Below are 18,824 nucleotides of genomic sequence, written 5' to 3'. Positions count from 1 at the left end.
GCTGCACGGTGATTGTGGTGTCGGTCGTGGTGCTTTCGGTGGCGTAGCTCTTTGGCTGCCGTTGCCAGTTCACATCTGGTTGGTCGGAGGCTATTGATCTCGCATGCGTGATTTTCAACTCCCTGGGCGGTCGCCGGTTCGTGCGACGGAAGCGATGGCCGCGTCATCGCACCCGCTGGCGACACTGGCGGCGGTCGAGATGCTGCGGTCCGGCGGCAACGCGATGGATGCAGCCGTGTGCGCGGCTGCGGTGCAGGCAGTCGTCGAGCCGCAATCGACCGGTATCGGCGGCGACTGTTTCGTCCTTTACTGCCCCAACGGCCAAGGCGAGGTTCTGGCCTTCAACGGCTCGGGCCGCGCACCTTCAGCAGCGACGGCTGAGTGGTATCTGGACAGGGGGCATGACGCGCTGCCTGAATCAGGTCCGCACGCGGTTACCGTGCCGGGGGCCATCGACGCCTGGTGCCGGCTGCTCGAGGATCACGGCAGAAAGGGCATCGACGCCGCGCTGGCGCCCGCCATACGTTACGCCGAGCAGGGCTATGTCGTCCAAGATCGCGTCGCCTTCGACTGGGCTGACAGTGCTGCCTTGCTGGCCGCCGACGAACATGCCGCGCGGATATTCCTGCCGGACGGAAGGGCACCGCTGGCCGGCGAGCTGCATCGGCAGCCGCAACTGGCCGACACCTTGCGCATCGTCTCGCGCCGTGGCCCCGCCGGCTTTTATGAAGGCGAGGTTGCCGACGACTTGGTGTCGCGCCTGCGCGCCCTTGGCGGGCTGCATGCCCTCGAGGATTTCGCGGCGACGAAGGGCGACTATGTGAGGCCGGTCGGCACATCCTACCGGGGCTACGACATCCATCAGATGCCGCCGAACAACCAGGGGCTGACGGCACTGATCATGCTGAATGTGCTGTCGGGCTTTTCGCTCGGCTCGCTGGAGCCGAATGGCGCCGAGCGCTTTCACCTCGAGATCGAGGCGGGGCGGCTTGCCTATCAGGACCGCGACAATTTCATCGGCGACCAGAACCAGGTCCATGTCCCCGTGCAGCAGCTGTTGTCCAGATCCCATGCGGACCAGCTTCGCGCCGAGATCGACCCGGCGCGCGCGATGACGCATCTGCTTCGGCTTGAGCTTCAGCCAAGCGATACCGTTTATATCTCGGTGGTCGATCGCGACCGTAATGCGGTCAGCTTCATCAACTCGACTTTTCATTCGTTCGGCAGCGGGGTGGTTGGCCCAAAAACCGGAGTCGTGCTGCAGAACCGCGGCAGCAGCTTCCGCCTGGCGGCGGACCATCCAAACCGCATCGCACCGGGAAAACGCCCGATGCACACCATCATGCCGGGCATGGTGACCGCCAAGGGCCGGGCGATCATGCCGTTCGGCGTGATGGGTGGCGGCTACCAGCCGTTCGGCCATGTCCACCTGCTCACCAACATGATCGATTTCGGCATGGACCCGCAGGAGGCGCTGGATGCGCCGAGGGTGTTTTACAGACAAGATACTGTGGAGGCGGAGCGTGGCGTTCCGGCCGATGCGATCGCCGGCCTGCGCGAGCGGGGCCATCAGCTGTCCATCGCGACCGAGCCGCATGGCGGCGGCCAGCTGGTGCTGATCGACTGGGACAAGGGCACGCTTACCGGCGCGTCCGATCCACGCAAGGATGGTTGCGCGCTGGGTTACTGACGATTGGACGCGTCTGAGCCTTTGCTGGTCCTGTTCAGTTTTGGCGCTGCCGCCACCAGCGCCTTGCCGATCGCCGACTGCGGCGCGTCGATGACGGCACGGGCGTCGCCGCTCTCGGCGGTGCGGCCGGCGTCGAGGACGACGACACGATGGGCGATGGCGCTGATAACGCCGAGATCATGCGAAATGAACAGATAGGCGATCCGCTCTTCGCGTTGCAGATCGAGCAGCAATTGCAGGATCTGCCGACGCACCGATACGTCGAGCGCCGACACCGCCTCGTCGAGCACGATCAGCAACGGGTTTGTCGCGATGGCGCGAGCGATCGCGATGCGCTGGCGCTGGCCGCCTGAAATCTCGTGGATGGCGCGGCCGGCGAGATCAGCGCTCAGGCCGACGCGCTCCAGCAAAGCAGCGATGCGGCGCGGGCGCTCCTGTCGAGAGGCGATGCCATGGATGCGCAGGGGGTCGTCGAGCACGCGTGCGACGCTGGCGCGCGGGTTGAAGGCAGCAAGCGGGTCCTGGAACACCATTTGCATGTGCGCGCGCCGGGCGCGCAAGGACGCGCCGTTCAGGGACAGGAAATCGCCGCCTTCGAACTCGATGCGGCCGCCGTCCGGTTCGATCAGCCGCAACAGTAGCCGCGCGATCGTCGACTTGCCGCTGCCGGAAGGCCCGGCCAACGCCAGCGTCTCGCCGGGCTCGATGTCGAAGGAAACGTCATCGACGGCGGCAATCGTCTTGCCGCCGCGACGATATCGTTTGGTCAGGCCGGAAACGGCCAGCAATGGGCTGTTCATGCTGACGTTCCGGCCTGCCGCAGCAGCGGTTCGGCGTCGAGGCCGAGATGGGCGTCGAGCAGCGCTCTTGTGTAGGCGTGGCGCGGGCTAGCGATGATCTGCGCCGTCGCGCCGAGCTCGACCAGCTCGCCGTGCTGGAATACGGTGATGCGCTCGGCCAGCTCGGCGGCCAGGGCGATGTCGTGGCTAACGAACAGCAGCGTCATACCGTCCTCCGCTACCAATTGTCGGATCAGGGCGACAATCTCGGCCTGCACGATGGTGTCGAGCGCGCTGGTCGCCTCATCGGCGATCAGCAGTTTCGGACCGGCCGCGATTGCGGCGGCGATCGCCACGCGCTGCTTCTGGCCACCGGAAAGCTGGTGCGGAAAGGCGCGCAAAGCGGCGTCCGGGTCGGGCAGGCGGACGCGTTCAAGCAGGGTTTTCGCTTTGGCATAGGATTGCGACCAGGTAAGGCCGAGATGCGCGTGCGCGACTTCCGCGATCTGCTCGCCGACCGCCATCACCGGATCGAGGCTGGCCGACGGGTCCTGGAAGACGAAGCCGATGTCGCGGCCGCCGAGGGGGCTGTGGGTGGGTTTGGCGACGGATTTTTGAGCTTTGCGTTCCATGAGGCCCCCCTCTGTCCTGCCGGACATCTCCCCCTCAAGGGGGGAGATTAGCAGTTTCGCTGTTGGGTCCCTTCCTGCAACCTTGGAGATCGGCGAAGGCGGAGATGAGAGCGCAATCTCCCCCCTTGAGGGGGAGATGTCCGGCAGGACAGAGGGGGGTGCCTTGGCGCCCCAGGATGACGGCGATCGCAAAAACCAGTCAATACGGCCGCCAATCCTGGCGGAAGCCGGCAGCAGCCCGGCTATGGCCAACGCCAGCGTGCTCTTGCCCGAGCCGCTCTCGCCGATGATGGCGAGGCGCTCGCCGGCGGCGACATCGAGGCTGACATGTTTCAGCGCCGCCACCTCGCTGCCATCGCGGCGATAGGTCACCGTCAGATCGCGGATCGAAAGCAGTGCCGTCACGACAGGCTCCTTCTCACCGCCGTCGTCTCGACGACGCCTTCGCCGGCGAGATAGACGCCGAGCACGGTCAGCACGAGCGCTACGCCGGGAATGATCGACAGGAAGGGCGCGGTGCGCAGCACGGCGCGGCCTTCCGCGATCATGCCACCCCAGGTCACGCGGTTGGGGTCGCCGAGGCCGAGAAACGAAAGGGCCGCTTCAGTAAGGATCGCGGCGGCGACGATCACCGACGACAATGCCAGTACCGGCGGCAATGCGTTGGGCAGCACTTCGCGAAAGGCGATCTCCAGCGGATGCATGCCGATGACGCGGGCGCCAGCAACAAAATCGCGCTCGCGGATCGACAGCACTTCTGCACGGGCAACACGCGCTGGCCCCGTCCAGGCACCGAGCGCGATCGCCGCGACGACGACACCGAGCGATGGGCCGACGACGCTGACGAAGGCCAGCGCCAGCAGGAAGCTCGGCACAGTCTGGAAGGCGTCGGTGATACGCATCAGCACTTCGTCGACGCCGCCGCCGGCAAAGCCGGCCAGCGTGCCAACTGTCGCGCCGACGGCAAGGGCTGTGGCTGCCGCCGCCAGCCCGACCGCCAGCGAGGTGCGGGCGCCGTGGAAAAGCTCGGCCAGCACATCGCGGCCGAGCCTGTCGGTGCCGAGCGGCAGCGACCAGTCCTGAAAGGGTGGCAGCAATGCCGGCCCGGCAATGGCTTGCGGATCGCCGGGAAAGAACAGTGGTGCGGCAAGCGCCATGGCGCACAGCGCCGCCAGGATGATCGCGCCGGCGACCGCTTCCGGCTTGCGAAGAAAGCGGCGAAGCGGGCTCACGCGCTCGCCTCGCTGGCGCCGACACGCGGATCGAGGAAGGCGTAAGCGACATCGACGAGAAGGTTGATGACGATGACCAGAACGGCGCTGACAAGAATGATGCCAAGCAGCAGGGGCGTATCACGCGCCGCCACCGCTTCCTGTGCCAGCCGGCCAAGGCCGGGCACCGAAAAGACGCTTTCGATGACGACGCTGCCGCCCAGCATCTGCGCCGATTGCAGCCCGAGCATGGTGACCAGCGGCAACAGCGCATTGCGGGCGACGTGAGCGAGCACGATGCGGCGGCGGGATAGGCCCTTGGCGCGAGCGGCGAGGACAAAATCCTGCCGCCAGACCTCGGCCATGCCGGCGCGCATCATACGCAGGTAGAGCGCCAGATAGATGAAGCCGAGTGCGGACACCGGCAGGACGAGATGGCTGGCGATATCCACCGCCCGGTCGAGGCCGGTCTTGCCCGACGCGAGGCTCTCGATGCCGCCGATCGGAAACCAGCGCAGGTCGACGGCAAAGACGATGATCAGCACCAGCCCGAGCCAGAAGCCCGGTACGGCATAGAGCGCCAACGAGCCGATCGACAGGAAGCGGTCGCGAAAGCCACCGGGCCTGGCCCCGGCATAGATGCCGAGCGCCGAGCCGAGGCCGAAGGAGAGCGCGGTGGCACTGCCCATCAAAAGCAGCGTGTTGGGCAGGCGTTCGAGGATCACCTCGCGGATCGGCCGCGAAAAGGCCACCGACTGGCCAAGGTCAAGATGCAGCAGCGCCCAGAGGTAGTTCGCCAGCCGCGTCAGCGCCGACTGATCGAGGCCCCAGCGATGGCGCAGCAATTCGATCATGCCGGCGTCGCCGCCGGTCGAGGCGATATAGGCGTCGACCGCATCGCCGGGCGCGGATTCCAGCAAAAGGAAAGTGCCGATGACGACAATCAGCAGCACGAAGATGCTGCCGACGAGGCGGCGGCGAAGAAGGGAGAGGGCGCGGGTCATGGCGGCGCCGGCTGCTTGGCGATGTGCCGATCCTGGGATGCGCAGTGCCTAGGCGCCCCCCTTTGTCCTGCCGGACATCTCCCCCTCAAGGGGGGAGATCGGCCGTCACTCGCCGTAGCGCCAATCGCAAGCATCGCTAAGGGAAGGGCCGGCATCAAAGCAAGCCAATCTCCCCCCTTGAGGGGGAGATGTCCGGCAGGACAGAGGGGGGTATCGTCGAGCACGGACATTACCAACTTCACCTACTGGCGAAGGTCAATCTCAATTAATCGCAGCTCACCCCTCCAGCCAGGTGTCCGCCCAGTTCGACACCGCCCAGCGCGGGTTGTTGGCGACATTCCCCACCGTGTCTCTGATAACGCTGATGAAGCTCCATTCGGCGACGTTGATCAGCGGCAGGTCGGCTGCGACCTTTTTCTGAAACTCCTTGTAAAGTTCTGTCCGCGCACTGGTGTCGAGCGTCTCGGACGCCTTGGCGATGAGGGCGTCGAGTTCGTCGTTCTTGTAGCCGCCCTGGTTGGAGAAAGGCACGCCATCCGGCATGCCGCTCTGCACCAGGATGGTGGTCGAGATCGCCGGATCGCCGCGGAACACTGGCGGCCCAACCGCAAGGTCGAAGGCGTGGTCGGTGTAGACGGCCTTGATGTGCGCGGCCGAGTCGTTGTTGACCAGCTGGGCGTCGATGCCGATGGCGGCGAGCGCCTGGCGCAGATAGTCGCCGAACTGCTTGGTCTCGTTGAAGTAGGGCGCCGGCAACAGCTTCAGCGAGAAGCGCTTGCCGTCGTCGCCTTTGCTGTAGCCGGCTTCGTCGAGCAGGGCGTTGGCCTTGGCCACGTCGAAGGCATAGGTCGGCACGTCGGCCGTATAGAACTGCGGATCGTTCTTTGGCACCGGGCCGGTGGCTGTGGCGGCGTAGCCGAGGAACACCGTCTTGACGACGAAATCCTTGTCGATGGCGTGGGCGATCGCCTGGCGCACCTTGAGGTCGGCCAGCACCTTGCGGCGATGGTTGACCTCGACGACGAGCTGGTAGGTCAGGCCCTCGTAACCCTTGGTGATCACCTTGAGGCCAGGCACTTTGGAGATGCGGTCGAGATCGGCCAGCGGCACGGCGGAAAAGGCGGCGAGCTGGATCTCTTCGGCCTCAAGCGCGCTTGCCGCCGAAGTGCGGTCGGGCAGCACCTGGTATATGATCTCGTCGAGGTAAGGTTGGTCCTTGCCCCAATAGTCGGCATTCTTCTCCAGCCGATAATACTCGCCGGGTTTGTGTTCGGCGAATTTGAACGGGCCGGTGCCGACAGGCGCATTGTTGGCCGGGTTCTCTTCGATCTTTCCAGTCTCGTAGATGTGCTTCGGCACCACGCTGCTCAGCGCCGGCAAGGCGTTGCGGATCAACTGGAACGGTGTCGGCTTGGCGAATTTGAATACCGCGGTCAGTTCGTCGGGCGTGTCGACGGTCTCCAGGTCCTTGAACACGGTGCGGCCGAGATTCTGCAGCGGCTTCCAGATCTGCAGCGCTGAGAAGGCGACGTCGTCGGACGTGAAGGGCTTGCCGTCATGCCATTTGACGCCTTCGCGCAATTTGAACGTCACCGACAGGCCATCGGCGGCGCCCTCCCAGCTTGTCGCCAGGCGCGGGTCGAGCCCGTCCTTGCCGTCAAAGGATGCCTCGGCCAGCGTCTCCACGACCTTGCTTGAGATGAAGAACACGCCGTTGGAAGCGACGATCGCCGGGTTGAGGTTGCGCGGCTCGGAATCGGCGGCGACGACCAGCCGTCCGCCTTTCCTGGGCGTCTGTGCCAGACCGATGGTCGGCAGCGCCGTCGAGGCCAGAAGCAATGCCGAACCCGCAAGCACGGTGCGTCTGGAAATCGTGACATCTGACATGATCGAACTCCGTCCCTCTCAGCCACCCGGCCGGGTGGGCCAATACCCTCGGACGCCGGACGGCATCCTTGCAAGGCTGATTATGAGCCTTGCCGAGGGTTTCGCCAGAGAGGGAATTGGCGCATTCTGGCGTGGCTTTGAAAATTTCGTCCGCTGGACCAGTTACAGGGAAGCGGTTCATTGGAGCTTATCTGGTAGGACCAGATCAGGTTAAGCATCGCGATATACGACGACGGAGTGTGCCGAAACGGGCGTTTCACCTATTCTGGCTGGACCAGACTGGGCAAAGTAGTGCAGATTTGTCCGACAGCCGGAGTATCGTGACCAAGACAACCGGCGATGCGACCGGCCGGCCAGGGAATTCAGGGAGAAAGAAAGATGAACGTCGCCCCGGGCAAGAATGCCGTCAGCACCATTCCGTTCGATCATGCCAGGGTCGATCGGCTGATGGAGGAGGCCGGCATCGATGTGCTGCTCGCCACCTCCAAGCACAACACGCAATATCTGCTTGGCGGCTACAAGTTCATCTTCTTCGCCGCCATGGATGCGATCGGCCACAGCCGCTATCTGCCTGTTGTTGTCTACGAGAAGGGTGGGCCCGAGCATGCCGCCTATATCGGCAACCGCATGGAGGGCGGCGAGCACCAGAACAACCCGTTCTGGACGCCGACCTTGCACGCCGCCTGCTGGGGCACGCTCGACGCCGCCAATCTTGCGGTTGAGCACCTGACGAAAATCGGCAAGGGCAACGCCCGCATCGGCATCGAGCCGGCTTTCCTGCCGTCGGATGCCTACACCCTGATCCGCAAGGCGTTGCCGGACGCCAAGCTGATCGACGCGACTGATATGCTGGAGCGGATGCGTGCCATCAAGACGGAAGCTGAGCTGGAGAAGCTGCGCATCGCCTCCGAACTGATCACCGATTCCATGCTGGCAACCACTGCCTGGGCACGCGAAGGCACGACCAAGACCGAGATCATCGAGCAGCTCAGGCGCGAGGAGACCAATCGCGGCGCGCATTTCGAGTATTGCCTGCTGACGCTCGGCGCCAGCCATAACCGCGCCGGCTCACCACAGGCGTGGAAAAAGGGCGAGGTGATGTCGATCGATTCCGGCGGCAATTATCACGGCTATATCGGTGACCTCTGTCGCATGGGCATCTTAGGCGAGCCGGACGCTGAACTGGAGGATTTGCTGGCCGAGGTCGAGACGGTGCAGCAGGCTGCCTTTTCCAAGGTGCGCGCGGGCATGCTTGGCGGCGATATGATTTCCTATGCCGAGGGCGTGCTGAAAGCGTCGAAGGTCGCGCCGTATACCGATTTCTTTGCCCATGGCATGGGATTGATCACGCATGAAGCGCCGTTCCTGATGACCAACCATCCGGTGACATATGAAGGCACTTACGCCGAAAAGCCGCTGGAGAAAAACATGGTGCTCTCGGTCGAGACGACGATGCTCCACCCGACGCGCGGCTTCATCAAGCTGGAGGACACGGTGGCCGTCACCGACACAGGGTATGTGATGTTCGGCGACCGGGGCAGGGGTTGGAACCGGGGTGATATCCGATAGAGCTGAAATCTCAATAATCAAAATATATGTGGCGCGCTTATGTTTGCGGATATTTCAAAATTAGCAAAACTGCTATTGAAATGGACGCTCACCGTCCTACATGCGATCTATCGATAGTTTAAACTTAAGGAGAAACGATATTGAGCCAGGATTACGCCCGTGAGAAATTTGTGACCGCCACGTCCACCCTCGTAGGGAATGGAGATATCAGAACGCGGTTGCTCGGCGCCTATATGTCCTTTCATCCGATCAAGGAAAGCGATTTTCGCACCTCGGAACTTTCCAAAGTATACAAGGAGATCATGGACCGTCTCACGAAAATTACGCCTAAAGATTCGGACGAGGGTCGCGTGCCGGCAACCGTGAAGCAACTCTCTGATGACGAAGCCGGTGAGATTGCGGAACTGATTTGGAATCTGACTTACAGTCTTTTGACTGCGCCTCGCGTCGATAGATAGAAGATCAAGGTCGGCTTGGGTCATTTCCTGCCCGCCGGCAACAGCCTGAAATCCGGCAGGTCGCGCAGCGCCAGTTCCGGTCCGGCTGGCGAATAGACGACGAAGAGCTGCATGGGCGCATCGCCGGTGTTCAGCGTTGAGTGGAAGCGGCTTTCCGGCACATAGATGGTGCAGCCGGGGCCGACCTTCGCAACAACTGGATTGCCGTTCTCGTCCTCGACCATCTGCTCGCCATTGCCCGATATGACGAAGATGATCTCCTCAGCGCCCGGATGGTTGTGGCGCGTGTGGCCCTTGCCGGATGGAAGGTCGACGACGCCGCCCGAAAAGCGCGTCGCGCCGTTCACCTCGGGCGCCACCGTCAGCGAGAGCCTGCCCCAGTCGAAGCCGAAGGCGCTGACATCCTTCGGATAGACAAACACCTTGCTTTTGTCGGTCATCGTCTCATCCCTTCTTTTTCTTCGCAGTCGTTTTGGCACCGCTTTTTTTTGTTTGCGCATCGGATTTTCCCAAAACCGGTTCCCACTTTTGGGTCCGATGCTCGAGCGTGACGGCCTTGAAATCGGTGGTCTGCCTGGCGATCGCCGCTTCTGCCGGCAGCCGTTCCATGGAGCTCGCGCCATAGAAGCCATGCAGGCCCTTGCAGCGTTCGAGGATGTATCGGGCGTCGTCCGGCATCGAGATCGGCCCGCCATGGCAAAGCAGGATAACGTCCTTGCGCACCGACCGCGCAGCGGCTGCGATCGCGTTGATCTCCGTCACGCAGTCGTCCAGCGACTTGGCCGACGTCGCGCCAATCGAGCCGCCGGTGGTCACCCCCATATGGGCGACAACGATGTCGGCGCCGGCCTTGGTCATGGCGCGCGCCTCGTCGGGGTTGAACACATAGGGTGTGGTCAGGAGGTCGAGCTCGTGTGCTGCGGCGATCATGTCGACCTCGAGCCCGAAGCCCATGCCGGTTTCCTCAAAACTCTGGCGCATCTGGCCGTCGAACAGGCCGATGGTCGGAAAGTTCTGCACCCCGGAGAAGCCCATCGTTTTCAACTCCGCCAGCAGCAGCGGCATGATGACGAAGGGATCGGTGCCGTTGACGCCGGCCAGCACCGGCGTCTTCTTGACCACCGGCAGCACCTCGTAGGCCATTTCCTTGACGATCTCATTGGCGTTGCCATAGGCGAGCAGGCCGGCGGCCGAGCCGCGGCCGGCCATGCGGTAGCGGCCGGAGTTGTAGATGATGATCAGGTCGATGCCGCCGGCCTCCTCGGCCTTGGCCGACAGGCCGGTGCCGGCGCCGCCGCCGACGATCGGCACGCCGCCGGCAATCATCTTGCGGAATTTTTCCAGGATTTTCTTGCGCGGTATGGCGGCCATGTTTTCTTCTCTCACTGTCCGGCGATGTCGAGAAAGGCCGCTGTTGCCGCCTGGGCGAATTCGGGATCGTTGATGTGCAGCGGCAGGCGCGTCACTCGGCGCATGCTGTTCGGCATGATCGTGCGCTCGATGGCCTCGAAGAGTGCTGCATCGGCCTCGGGGTCGAAGAAAGCGCCGCCTTCGATATCGAGCGCCGAGATGCCCTTTTCGGGAATGAGGAACCGGATTGGACCCTCGCAAAGGCTCAGTCTTGCGCCGATCCATTCGCCGATCTTGCGGCTTTCCTCAGGGGTCGTGCGCATCAGCGTCACGTTCGGATTGTGCTCGTAAAACAGCCGCCCGCTGTAGCGTTCCGGAATGGTCGGCGGCGCCCAGAAATTCACCATGTCGAGCGCGCCGACCGAGCCGACATAGGGCAGCCTCGTGCGGGCGATCGCGCCGAAGCGGTCTTCGGTTGCAGGCAGCACGCCGCCGAACAAGAGGTCGCAGACCTCGGTCGTGGTGATGTCGATGACACCGGACAGCAAGCCGCTGTCGGCCAGCTTTTCCATGGTGCGGCCGCCGGTGCCGGTGGCGTGGAAGACCAGGCAGTCATAGGTCGAGCGAAGCTGCTCGGCGATGGAAGTCACGCATGGCGTGGTGACGCCGAACATGGTGAGCCCGATCGACGGCTTGCCGTCGGGCGGCGCCGCCGGTTTTGCAGCCATGCCTGATATCGCCTGGGCGGCATTGTGCAGCACGACACGAGAAAGCCGGTTCAGGCCGGCCATGTCGGTCACCGACGGCATCATGACGATGTCGGAGACATCGACGTAAGGCGCGGTGTCGCCCGAGGCGAGCGTCGAGACCATGATCTTGGGCAGGCCGAGCGGCAGAGCGCGCATGCCTGATGTGATGATCGAAGTGCCGCCACCACCGCCGATGCCGATCACACCTGATATATCGGTGCGCGATTGGATAAACCGGGTCAAGGCGATGGCCATTGCCGCGACCGCGGTGCCGCGGTCGTCGATGCCCAACACGGCACTGCTGCCACCGGGATGGTGGCCGGCGACCTCTTCGGCCGGGACATCGACCGGCACGGTGGCATCGCGCGTTCCGACATCGACACGGGCGACAGCAGCACCGGTGGCAGCGACCGCATCGGCCAGAAAAGCTAGTTCCTCACCCTTGGTGTCGGCGGTGCCCACCACATAGACGCGCTTCATGGGCGTGCCTCCCTGGGGGCTGGCTGAACGGTGGCCGCGTTCAGTACATGAGAACGGAGTGCTCTACGGCGCCCCCCTCTGTCCTGCCGGACATCTCCCCCACTTGGGGGGAGATCGGCAGTTCGCTCGATCGGCGCCTTCCATGCGATGTTGGAGATTGGCGAAGGTGCAGATGACAGCCAATCTCCCCCCTCGTGGGGGAGATGTTCGGCAGGACAGAGGGGGGCGCCGTAGGGCTTCAACGTAACCAGAGGGATGGCCATTGCAATTTTTTGAGACGCGCGTATCGTATTGACATGAATGTCTCACGTCAACAAGCGGCAGTGTCCGAGGACGCCGGCTCTGCCGCGCGCGGACCGCGGGCGCGCACAAGGCGGTTGATGCTGGAGACGGCGACAAGGCTGATGCAGGCGGGCGCCACGCCCTCGGTCAGCGAGGTCGCCGAAGCGGCGGAAGTCTCGCGCGCCACCGCCTATCGGTATTTTCCAAGCCAGGCGGCGCTGGTGCAGGCGGTGGTCAACGAAGGGCTCGGGCCGATCCTCACCTGGAAATCAGCCTCGACCGATCCCGAGCGCCGGGTGGTCGAACTGTTCGACACGGCCATGCCGCGCATCGAGGCCTTCGAGGCAACCTTCAAGGCGGCGCTGAAGCTGTCGCTCGACCAGTGGGCGCGGCGGCAGGCCGGCACACTGGGCGGCGAGCCGGCGTTTACGCGCGGCCATCGCGTCGATCTGCTCAAGGACGCGATCGCGCCGCTCAAGGACAGGCTGCCGCCACGCGAATTCAAGCGCCTGGCCCAGGCCCTGTCGCTGATCTTCGGCGTTGAAGTGCTCATCGTGCTGAAGGATATATGGGGGCTGGACAGCCGCAAGAGGATGTCGGTAGCACAATGGGCAGCCGGCGCCCTGGTACGAGCTGCAGTGGTGGAATCGATGGCCAAAGGAGACAGAAGCGCGCCGGCGATAGCCACGAAATAGTATCGATCTGGTTCGACCAGATTGGGATGTCAAGTACCGACAATAATCGTAGCGCCGCAGCCAAAACAAGGCTCTTGCGTATCAAGGAGTAGGAAAATTTAAGAAAAACAGGCAGATGTTGCTGGAATCCGCTTGTCTGAGGGCCTGCCATCGTCCAAGAAAGAGCTTGACGTGCGCCGGAAATTGGTAATACCAGATCAGGACAATAAAGCGGATTAAATGTGAGGGCTGCGAGCCATTTCTGGCTGGGCGAGGAGGCTCAAAACCGGAACGCTGCCGTCACGGGAGGAACTACCAGGGTCGGCTCGCCGCCGGCTCGCATGATACGGTAGAATGCGCACAAGGGAGGAAATCATTATGCGCAAGACAATGACCAGTATGCTTGCTGGTATCGGCTTAGTGCTCGCCTGCGGAACGTCCGTCTACGCGCAGGATAAGGAACTCACCATATTCTGGGCTGAATGGGATCCGGCAAACTATTTGCAGGAACTCGTCAACCTTTACGAGGCCGAAAGCGGCGTGAAGGTCACGGTCGAAACCACGCCTTGGCCCGACTTCCAGACCAAGGCGTTCACCGAGTTCAACGCCAAGGGCAGCGCCTACGACATGGTGGTCGGCGACTCCCAGTGGATCGGCGCCGCCTCTGAGGCCGGCCACTATGTCGACCTCACCGACTTCTTCAACAAGCACAATCTGAAGGAAGTGATGGCGCCGGCGACGGTGAAATACTACGCCGAATATCCGTCCAACTCCGGCAAATACTGGTCGATCCCGGCCGAGGGCGACGCGGTCGGCTGGTCCTATCGCAAGGACTGGTTCGAGGATCCGAAGGAGATGGAGGCCTTCAAGGCCAAGTACGGCTACGATCTCGGCATACCGAAGGACTGGAAGCAGCTGCGCGACATCGCCGAATTCTTCCACCGTCCCGACGAGAAGCGCTACGGCGTCGCCATCTATACCGATAACTCGTATGACGCTCTGGTGATGGGCGTCGAGAACGCCATCTTCTCCTTCGGCGGCGAACTTGGCGACTATGCCAGTTACAAGGTCGACGGGATCATCAACTCCGAGCAGAACGTCAAGGCGCTCGAGGCTTACAAGGAGCTCTACTCCTTCACTCCTCCTGGTTGGGCCAAGAGCTTCTTCATCGAGGACAACCAGGCGATCACAGAAAACCTGGCGGCGATGAGCATGAACTATTTCGCCTTCTTCCCGGCGCTCATCAACGAAGCCTCGAACCCGAATGCAAAGGCCACCGGCTTCTTCGCCAACCCTCCAGGACCGAACGGCGACCAGTTCGCCGCGCTCGGCGGCCAGGGCATCTCCGTCATCTCCTATTCCCAGAATCAGGAAGAGGCGATGAAGTTCCTGGAATGGTTCATCAAGGAAGATACGCAGAAGAAATGGGCGGAACTCGGCGGTTACACGGCAAGCGCCAAGGTGCTCGAGTCGCCTGAATTCCAAAACGCCACGCCTTACAACAAGGCCTTCTACGAAACCATGTTCAAGGTGAAGGACTTCTGGGCGACGCCGGAATATGCCGAGCTGCTCATCCAGATGAACCAACGCGTCTATCCGTACATCACCGGCAATCAGGGCACGGCCAAGGAAGTGCTCGATTCGCTCGCCGCGGATTGGAACGCGACGTTCAAGAAATACAACCGCGTGAAGTAAACGGCATTAACGCTCGGAGGGGGCGGTAGCCTGCCCCTTCCGTTTTCTTTTCCGGACAAGGAAGGAACGGGCCTTGGCCACTGCAGTCATGACCACCCTGGATCCCAACTCGCGCTCCGCCGCCCGCGGCATGAGCGATCTCACGATCCGCAATCTCTTCATCGTTCCGACGATCGTTTTCCTGATCGTCTTCAACATCTTTCCGCTGATCTATTCGCTCGGCTATTCGTTCACCGACTTTCGCGCATCGAGCCCGGCGGCGGCCAATTTCGTCGGACTGCAGAATTACCGCGAGCTGCTCAACGACCCGTTCATCTGGTCGAATTTCGCCATCACCGCCAAATATGTCATCGTCTCCGTCGTCGGCCAGGTCATCGTCGGCTTCGGCGTGGCGTTGCTGCTCAACCGCGATATCCCGTTGAAGGGCCTGCTGACGACCCTGCTGCTGTTGCCAATGATGCTGTCGATGGCTGTCGTCGGCCTGTTCTGGAAGCTGCTCTACGATCCGTCCTTCGGCATCATCAACTATACGCTCGGCCTCGGCTCCTTCGAGTGGCTGTCCAACCCCGACATGGCGCTCTACGCGGTTGCCATCACCGACATCTGGATGTGGTCACCCTTTGTGATGCTGCTGTCGCTCGCCGGCCTGTCGGCAGTGCCGAAGCACCTCTACGAGGCGGCGGCGATCGACCGCGCCGGCTCGTTCTACACCTTCTTTCGCATCACGCTGCCCTTGGTCGCGCCGATCCTGATGATCGCGATCATCTTTCGCACCATGGAGGCGTTCAAGACCTTCGATCTCGCCTACATCCTGACCAGCCAGCCAACCACCGAGGTGATCTCGATCCGGCTCTACAAGATGGCGTTCCAGGAGTGGCAGACCGGGCGCTCCTGCGCGCTAGCCTACATCGTGCTGATCATGATCCTGGCTATCACCAACATCTACGTCAAATACCTGAACAAGGTGAAGGAGCGCTAGAATGGCCGCTGTCACCACCTCTACCGAGCGTTCGCTCAACAAGCTCGCCATCGTCGGTGTGCTGATCATCACGATGATCTTCCTGGCGCCGATCTACTGGATAGCCTCGACGGCCTTCAAGCCGCGCAACCTTGCCACCACCATTCCGCCGACGGTGATGTTCCAGCCTGAGATATCACCCTTCGTAAAGCTCTTCACCAAGCGGTCGCAGTTGCGCACTGCGCCGACGCCGGAACAATACGCCGCCGCCCCGTGGTGGGAGCGGCTGGTGTTTGACGGCGGCGAGAAGGTGGTGCGCTCGGGCAGGGGCGAGGTGCAGTGGTCCGGTTATCCGAGCCGCTTCATGAACTCGCTGATCGTCGCCATCACCTCGACGATCCTGGCCGTCGGCATGGGCACCTTCACCGCTTACGGGTTCTCGCGCTTCAAGATAAAGGGGGAACAGGACCTGCTGTTCTTCATCCTGTCGACCCGCATGCTGCCGCCGGTGGTGGTGGCGATCCCGATGTTCCTGATGTACCGGGTCGTCGGCCTCAACGACACGCATTGGGGCCTGATCATCCTCTACACCGCCTTCAACCTCAGCTTCTCTGTATGGCTGATGAAGGGGTTTATGGACGAAATTCCGAAGGAGTACGAGGAGGCGGCGCTCGTCGACGGCTACACGCGCATGGAAGCCTTCTTCAAGATCGTGCTGCCTGAGGCCGCCACCGGCATCGCCGCCACCGCCGTGTTCTGCTTCATCACGGCGTGGAACGAATATGCCTTCGCGCTGATCATGACCAACCGACGCGCCCAGACGGCACCGCCCTTCATTCCCAGCCAGGTCGGCTCCGGCCTGTCGGACTGGACGGTGATCGCCGCCGGAACCTTCCTGTTCCTGCTGCCTGTCGCGATCTTCACCTTCCTGCTCCGCAACCACCTCTTGCGCGGCATGTCCTTCGGAGCGATCCGCAAATGATCCGCCATGCTACAATCCAACGCACGGCCGAGATCGTGATGGTGTGCGGCATCATCGCGCTCTGCCAGCCGTGGAATCTCTTCCTGCATCGCTACGGGCTGACGATCATCATCGTCGGGCTGGTGACGTTCATGATCACCGGCTGGGTCGGTCCAAGGCAGAAGCCGCAGGCGACCGGCACCCCGGAAAAAGAAGGTCACGCATGACCCAGATCGAGCTTCGTGGCGTCCAGAAATTCTTTGGCGCCGTTCAGGTCATCAAGGACCTCAATCTCAAGATCGACGACAACGAGTTCATCGTGCTGCTCGGACAGTCGGGCTGCGGCAAGACGACGACGCTTCGCGCCATCGCCGGGCTGGAGACGATCGACGGCGGCGATGTTCTCATCGACGGCAAGCCGGTCCAGCATCTCAAGGCTGCCGACCGCGACATCGCCATGGTGTTCCAATCGTTCTCGCTCTATCCGCATATGAGCGTCTACGAGAACATCGCTTTTCCGTTGCGCGCCATGCGCAAGAGCAAGGCGGAGATCGACGGCGAGGTGCGCTCGGTCGCCAAAGTGCTGCAGATCACCGACCTGCTCGGCAAGAAGCCGTCGGCGCTGTCGGGCGGCGACATGCAGCGCGTGGCCATCGGCCGGGCGCTGGTGCGGCGGCCGAAAGCGATGCTGATGGACGAGCCGATCGGCGCGCTCGACGCCAAGCTGCGCGAGGAGATGCGCGCGGAGATCAAGCGGCTGCACATCAAGCAGGGCTCGACCACCATCTACGTCACCCACGACCAGATCGAGGCGATGAGCCTAGCCGACCGCATCGTCATCATGCATGAGGGCGTTCTGCAACAGGTAGGCAGCCCATCGGACGTGTATACGCACCCGGCCAATTTGTTCGTCGCGCAATTCGTTGGCTCGCCTGTGATGAACGTCGCCAACGCGGCGGTGACGATGAACGGCTCCGGCGCCAGGGTCACCGTCGACGGTGCCGCGGAAGGGTTCCTTTTCCCGTCCGAGCTGGTCGGCCAGCTCGACGCCGCGAACGTCGGGCAGGACCGTCTTGCGCTCGGCATCCGCCCCGAAGGAGTGATGGTCTCGCGCGAGGCGGCGGACGGTTATCTGCCGGTCGAGGCGCACATCATCGAACCGCTAGGCTCCTACGACATTGTCGACCTCAAGGTTGGGGCACAGATGTTGCGTGCCCGCACCCGTTCCGGTTTCGTCGGCAAGCCGGGGGTCCAGGTCTTCGCCAAGCTCGACCCCGCGCAGGCGCACTTCTTCGACACGACAAGCGGCAATTCGCTGGGGGTGAGACTCTGATGGCCCATATCCAGCTCAAGAACATCTCGAAGACATTCGGCAATCACACCGCATTGACCGGGCTCAATCTCGACATTGCCGACGGCGAGTTCTTCGTGCTGCTCGGCGAGACCGGAGCCGGCAAGACGACGACGCTGCGCATGATCGCCGGCCTGGAAAAGCCGGACGAGGGGCAAATACTCATCGACGGCGCTGACGTCGCTGACTGGGGTGCGGCCGAGCGCGACGTGGCGCTGGTGCTGCAGCAATATTCGCTTTATCCGCGCTACACGGTGCGCGAAAACCTCGAATTCCCGCTGAAGCCAAAAATCCGCCGCATCGAGCCGGACGAGATCAAGACGCGCGTCGACCGCGTTGCCAAGACCTTGCGCATCGAGCATCTGCTCGAGCGCAAGACGGATCGCCTCTCTGGCGGCGAGATGCAGCGCGTCTCGATTGGTCGCGCCATCGTCAGGAAGCCCCGCGTATTCCTGATGGATGAGCCCCTTTCGGCGCTCGATGCCAAGCTGCGCGAGGCGCTGCGCACCGAGCTGAAGAACATCCAGATGAACCTTGGTCAGACCTTCCTGTTCGTGACGCACGACCAGATCGAGGCGATGTCGATGGGCGACAAGGTCGGCGTGCTCAACCATGGCCGCATCGTCCAGACCGGCACGCCGTATGAGATCTACAACAATCCGCGCGACACCTATGTGGCGAGCTTCGTCGGCTCGCCGCCGATGAACCTCATCGACGGCAAGCTCGTCAACGGCCGCGCGGTGATGGCACCGCTGAATTTCGAACTGCCTTTTGCGGGGGGGGCCAAGACGAGCGGTGCGACCGACGGTCGCCCGCTCGTCTTCGGTATTCGTCCCGAGGATGTCTATCTCGAGAGCGGGGCGCCGGTGGAAGCGCGCGTCCACGATGTCGAGAACCATGGAGTCGAAAAGATCCTGACGCTGCGGGTCGGCGACGCCATGCTGCGGGCCACGGTGCCGGCCAGAACCGATGTCGAGATCGAGCAGCCGGTGCGCTTTGCCTGGGATCCGGACAAGGTGGTGCTGTTCGACAAGGCTAGCGGGATAAGCCTCCGTCACGCGGGCTAGAGCGCGTCTGTTCGGCGGAGGAGATAC

Annotated in this window: 18 protein-coding genes; 10 read left to right on the top strand and 8 right to left on the bottom strand. The window is 62.8% G+C overall.

Annotated elements, in window-relative coordinates:
* Nucleotides 1-103 precede the first annotated feature (103 nt).
* Entirely contained in the window at nt 104-1,690 is a 1,587-nt protein-coding gene (ggt, locus tag RPG13_RS01635) for a gamma-glutamyltransferase (RefSeq protein WP_337124287.1), read from the top strand.
* Here ggt and RPG13_RS01630 read toward each other — a convergent pair.
* From RPG13_RS01630 to RPG13_RS01610, 5 genes are all read right to left on the bottom strand, one after another.
* On the bottom strand, nt 1,684-2,490 hold the full coding sequence (locus tag RPG13_RS01630; RefSeq protein WP_337124286.1) for an ATP-binding cassette domain-containing protein: 807 nt from the start codon (nt 2,488-2,490) through the stop codon (nt 1,684-1,686). The two genes, ggt and RPG13_RS01630, sit on opposite strands and share 7 nt — an antisense overlap.
* On the bottom strand, nt 2,487-3,506 hold the full coding sequence (locus tag RPG13_RS01625) for an ABC transporter ATP-binding protein (protein ID WP_337124285.1): 1,020 nt from the start codon (nt 3,504-3,506) through the stop codon (nt 2,487-2,489). Before RPG13_RS01625 ends, RPG13_RS01630 begins: the two co-directional genes overlap by 4 nt.
* Nucleotides 3,503-4,333 (bottom strand): ABC transporter permease, encoded by an 831-nt coding sequence (locus tag RPG13_RS01620; protein ID WP_292224035.1) that lies wholly within the window; start codon nt 4,331-4,333, stop codon nt 3,503-3,505. Before RPG13_RS01620 ends, RPG13_RS01625 begins: the two co-directional genes overlap by 4 nt.
* Entirely contained in the window at nt 4,330-5,316 is a 987-nt protein-coding gene (locus RPG13_RS01615; protein WP_337124284.1) for an ABC transporter permease, read from the bottom strand. The genes RPG13_RS01620 and RPG13_RS01615 overlap by 4 nt, the downstream gene beginning before the upstream one ends.
* Nucleotides 5,317-5,592: 276 nt before the next feature.
* Nucleotides 5,593-7,203: an ABC transporter substrate-binding protein gene (locus RPG13_RS01610; RefSeq protein WP_337124283.1), complete on the bottom strand. Its 1,611-nt coding sequence runs from the start codon at nt 7,201-7,203 to the stop codon at nt 5,593-5,595.
* A 378-nt stretch (nt 7,204-7,581) separates the two neighbouring features.
* On the opposite strand from RPG13_RS01610, the gene RPG13_RS01605 reads away from it, so the two are divergent.
* Entirely contained in the window at nt 7,582-8,772 is a 1,191-nt protein-coding gene (locus RPG13_RS01605; protein WP_337124282.1) for a Xaa-Pro peptidase family protein, read from the top strand.
* 140 nt (nt 8,773-8,912) lie between these two features.
* The gene (locus tag RPG13_RS01600; RefSeq protein ID WP_128285870.1) at nt 8,913-9,230 is read left to right on the top strand and encodes a hypothetical protein; all 318 of its coding nucleotides are present in this window, start codon (nt 8,913-8,915) and stop codon (nt 9,228-9,230) included.
* Between the two features lie 20 nt (nt 9,231-9,250).
* Here RPG13_RS01600 and RPG13_RS01595 read toward each other — a convergent pair whose 3' ends face one another.
* Genes RPG13_RS01595 through RPG13_RS01585 form a run of 3 tightly spaced genes read right to left on the bottom strand, consistent with a single transcriptional unit; the run spans nt 9,251 to nt 11,809 of the window.
* The gene (locus RPG13_RS01595) at nt 9,251-9,670 is read right to left on the bottom strand and encodes a cupin domain-containing protein (RefSeq protein WP_128285871.1); all 420 of its coding nucleotides are present in this window, start codon (nt 9,668-9,670) and stop codon (nt 9,251-9,253) included.
* A 4-nt stretch (nt 9,671-9,674) separates the two neighbouring features.
* Complete coding sequence (locus RPG13_RS01590; protein WP_128285872.1) at nt 9,675-10,601, bottom strand: phosphoenolpyruvate hydrolase family protein; 927 nt, start codon at nt 10,599-10,601, stop codon at nt 9,675-9,677.
* Nucleotides 10,602-10,612: 11 nt separating this feature from the next.
* On the bottom strand, nt 10,613-11,809 hold the full coding sequence (locus tag RPG13_RS01585) for a Tm-1-like ATP-binding domain-containing protein (RefSeq protein WP_337124281.1): 1,197 nt from the start codon (nt 11,807-11,809) through the stop codon (nt 10,613-10,615).
* 296 nt (nt 11,810-12,105) lie between these two features.
* On the opposite strand from RPG13_RS01585, the gene RPG13_RS01580 reads away from it, so the two are divergent.
* The 7 genes from RPG13_RS01580 to RPG13_RS01550 all read left to right on the top strand — a co-directional run bounded on the left by RPG13_RS01580 (nt 12,106) and on the right by RPG13_RS01550 (nt 18,797).
* Nucleotides 12,106-12,786, top strand: a complete 681-nt coding sequence (locus RPG13_RS01580; RefSeq protein ID WP_126104816.1) for a TetR/AcrR family transcriptional regulator — start codon at nt 12,106-12,108, stop codon at nt 12,784-12,786.
* 357 nt (nt 12,787-13,143) lie between these two features.
* Entirely contained in the window at nt 13,144-14,460 is a 1,317-nt protein-coding gene (locus RPG13_RS01575; protein WP_095488235.1) for an ABC transporter substrate-binding protein, read from the top strand.
* Between the two features lie 73 nt (nt 14,461-14,533).
* Entirely contained in the window at nt 14,534-15,439 is a 906-nt protein-coding gene (locus RPG13_RS01570; RefSeq protein WP_128284697.1) for a carbohydrate ABC transporter permease, read from the top strand.
* Between the two features lies 1 nt (nt 15,440).
* Complete coding sequence (locus RPG13_RS01565; RefSeq protein WP_095488237.1) at nt 15,441-16,400, top strand: carbohydrate ABC transporter permease; 960 nt, start codon at nt 15,441-15,443, stop codon at nt 16,398-16,400.
* Nucleotides 16,397-16,606, top strand: coding sequence for a hypothetical protein (locus RPG13_RS01560; RefSeq protein WP_095488239.1), 210 nt, complete (start codon nt 16,397-16,399; stop codon nt 16,604-16,606). The genes RPG13_RS01565 and RPG13_RS01560 overlap by 4 nt, the downstream gene beginning before the upstream one ends.
* On the top strand, nt 16,603-17,712 hold the full coding sequence (locus RPG13_RS01555) for an ABC transporter ATP-binding protein (protein ID WP_095488241.1): 1,110 nt from the start codon (nt 16,603-16,605) through the stop codon (nt 17,710-17,712). Before RPG13_RS01560 ends, RPG13_RS01555 begins: the two co-directional genes overlap by 4 nt.
* A complete protein-coding gene (locus tag RPG13_RS01550) occupies nt 17,712-18,797 on the top strand; it encodes an ABC transporter ATP-binding protein (protein WP_095488243.1) in 1,086 nt (361 codons plus the stop codon). The genes RPG13_RS01555 and RPG13_RS01550 overlap by 1 nt, the downstream gene beginning before the upstream one ends.
* Nucleotides 18,798-18,824 lie beyond the last annotated feature (27 nt).

Source organism: Mesorhizobium sp. ISC15 (assembly GCF_037162615.1).
GTDB lineage: Bacteria > Pseudomonadota > Alphaproteobacteria > Rhizobiales > Rhizobiaceae > Mesorhizobium > Mesorhizobium mediterraneum.
The sequence above is the reverse complement of the archived record's forward strand: the minus strand, read 5'-3'. Positions and strand labels throughout refer to the sequence as shown.

Bases quoted from the DNA above. Each gene is read 5' to 3' on its own strand.
- RPG13_RS01590 (WP_128285872.1), bottom strand. From the start codon at position 10,601: ATGGCCGCCATACCGCGCAAGAAAATCCTGGAAAAATTCCGCAAGATG.
- RPG13_RS01550 (WP_095488243.1), top strand. From the start codon at position 17,712: ATGGCCCATATCCAGCTCAAGAACATCTCGAAGACATTCGGCAATCAC.
- RPG13_RS01555 (WP_095488241.1), top strand. From the start codon at position 16,603: ATGACCCAGATCGAGCTTCGTGGCGTCCAGAAATTCTTTGGCGCCGTT.
- RPG13_RS01615 (WP_337124284.1), bottom strand. From the start codon at position 5,316: ATGACCCGCGCCCTCTCCCTTCTTCGCCGCCGCCTCGTCGGCAGCATC.
- RPG13_RS01585 (WP_337124281.1), bottom strand. From the start codon at position 11,809: ATGAAGCGCGTCTATGTGGTGGGCACCGCCGACACCAAGGGTGAGGAA.
- RPG13_RS01580 (WP_126104816.1), top strand. From the start codon at position 12,106: ATGAATGTCTCACGTCAACAAGCGGCAGTGTCCGAGGACGCCGGCTCT.
- RPG13_RS01610 (WP_337124283.1), bottom strand. From the start codon at position 7,203: ATGTCAGATGTCACGATTTCCAGACGCACCGTGCTTGCGGGTTCGGCA.
- RPG13_RS01575 (WP_095488235.1), top strand. From the start codon at position 13,144: ATGCGCAAGACAATGACCAGTATGCTTGCTGGTATCGGCTTAGTGCTC.
- RPG13_RS01605 (WP_337124282.1), top strand. From the start codon at position 7,582: ATGAACGTCGCCCCGGGCAAGAATGCCGTCAGCACCATTCCGTTCGAT.
- RPG13_RS01560 (WP_095488239.1), top strand. From the start codon at position 16,397: ATGATCCGCCATGCTACAATCCAACGCACGGCCGAGATCGTGATGGTG.
- RPG13_RS01595 (WP_128285871.1), bottom strand. From the start codon at position 9,670: ATGACCGACAAAAGCAAGGTGTTTGTCTATCCGAAGGATGTCAGCGCC.
- RPG13_RS01565 (WP_095488237.1), top strand. From the start codon at position 15,441: ATGGCCGCTGTCACCACCTCTACCGAGCGTTCGCTCAACAAGCTCGCC.
- RPG13_RS01630 (WP_337124286.1), bottom strand. From the start codon at position 2,490: ATGAACAGCCCATTGCTGGCCGTTTCCGGCCTGACCAAACGATATCGT.
- ggt (WP_337124287.1), top strand. From the start codon at position 104: ATGCGTGATTTTCAACTCCCTGGGCGGTCGCCGGTTCGTGCGACGGAA.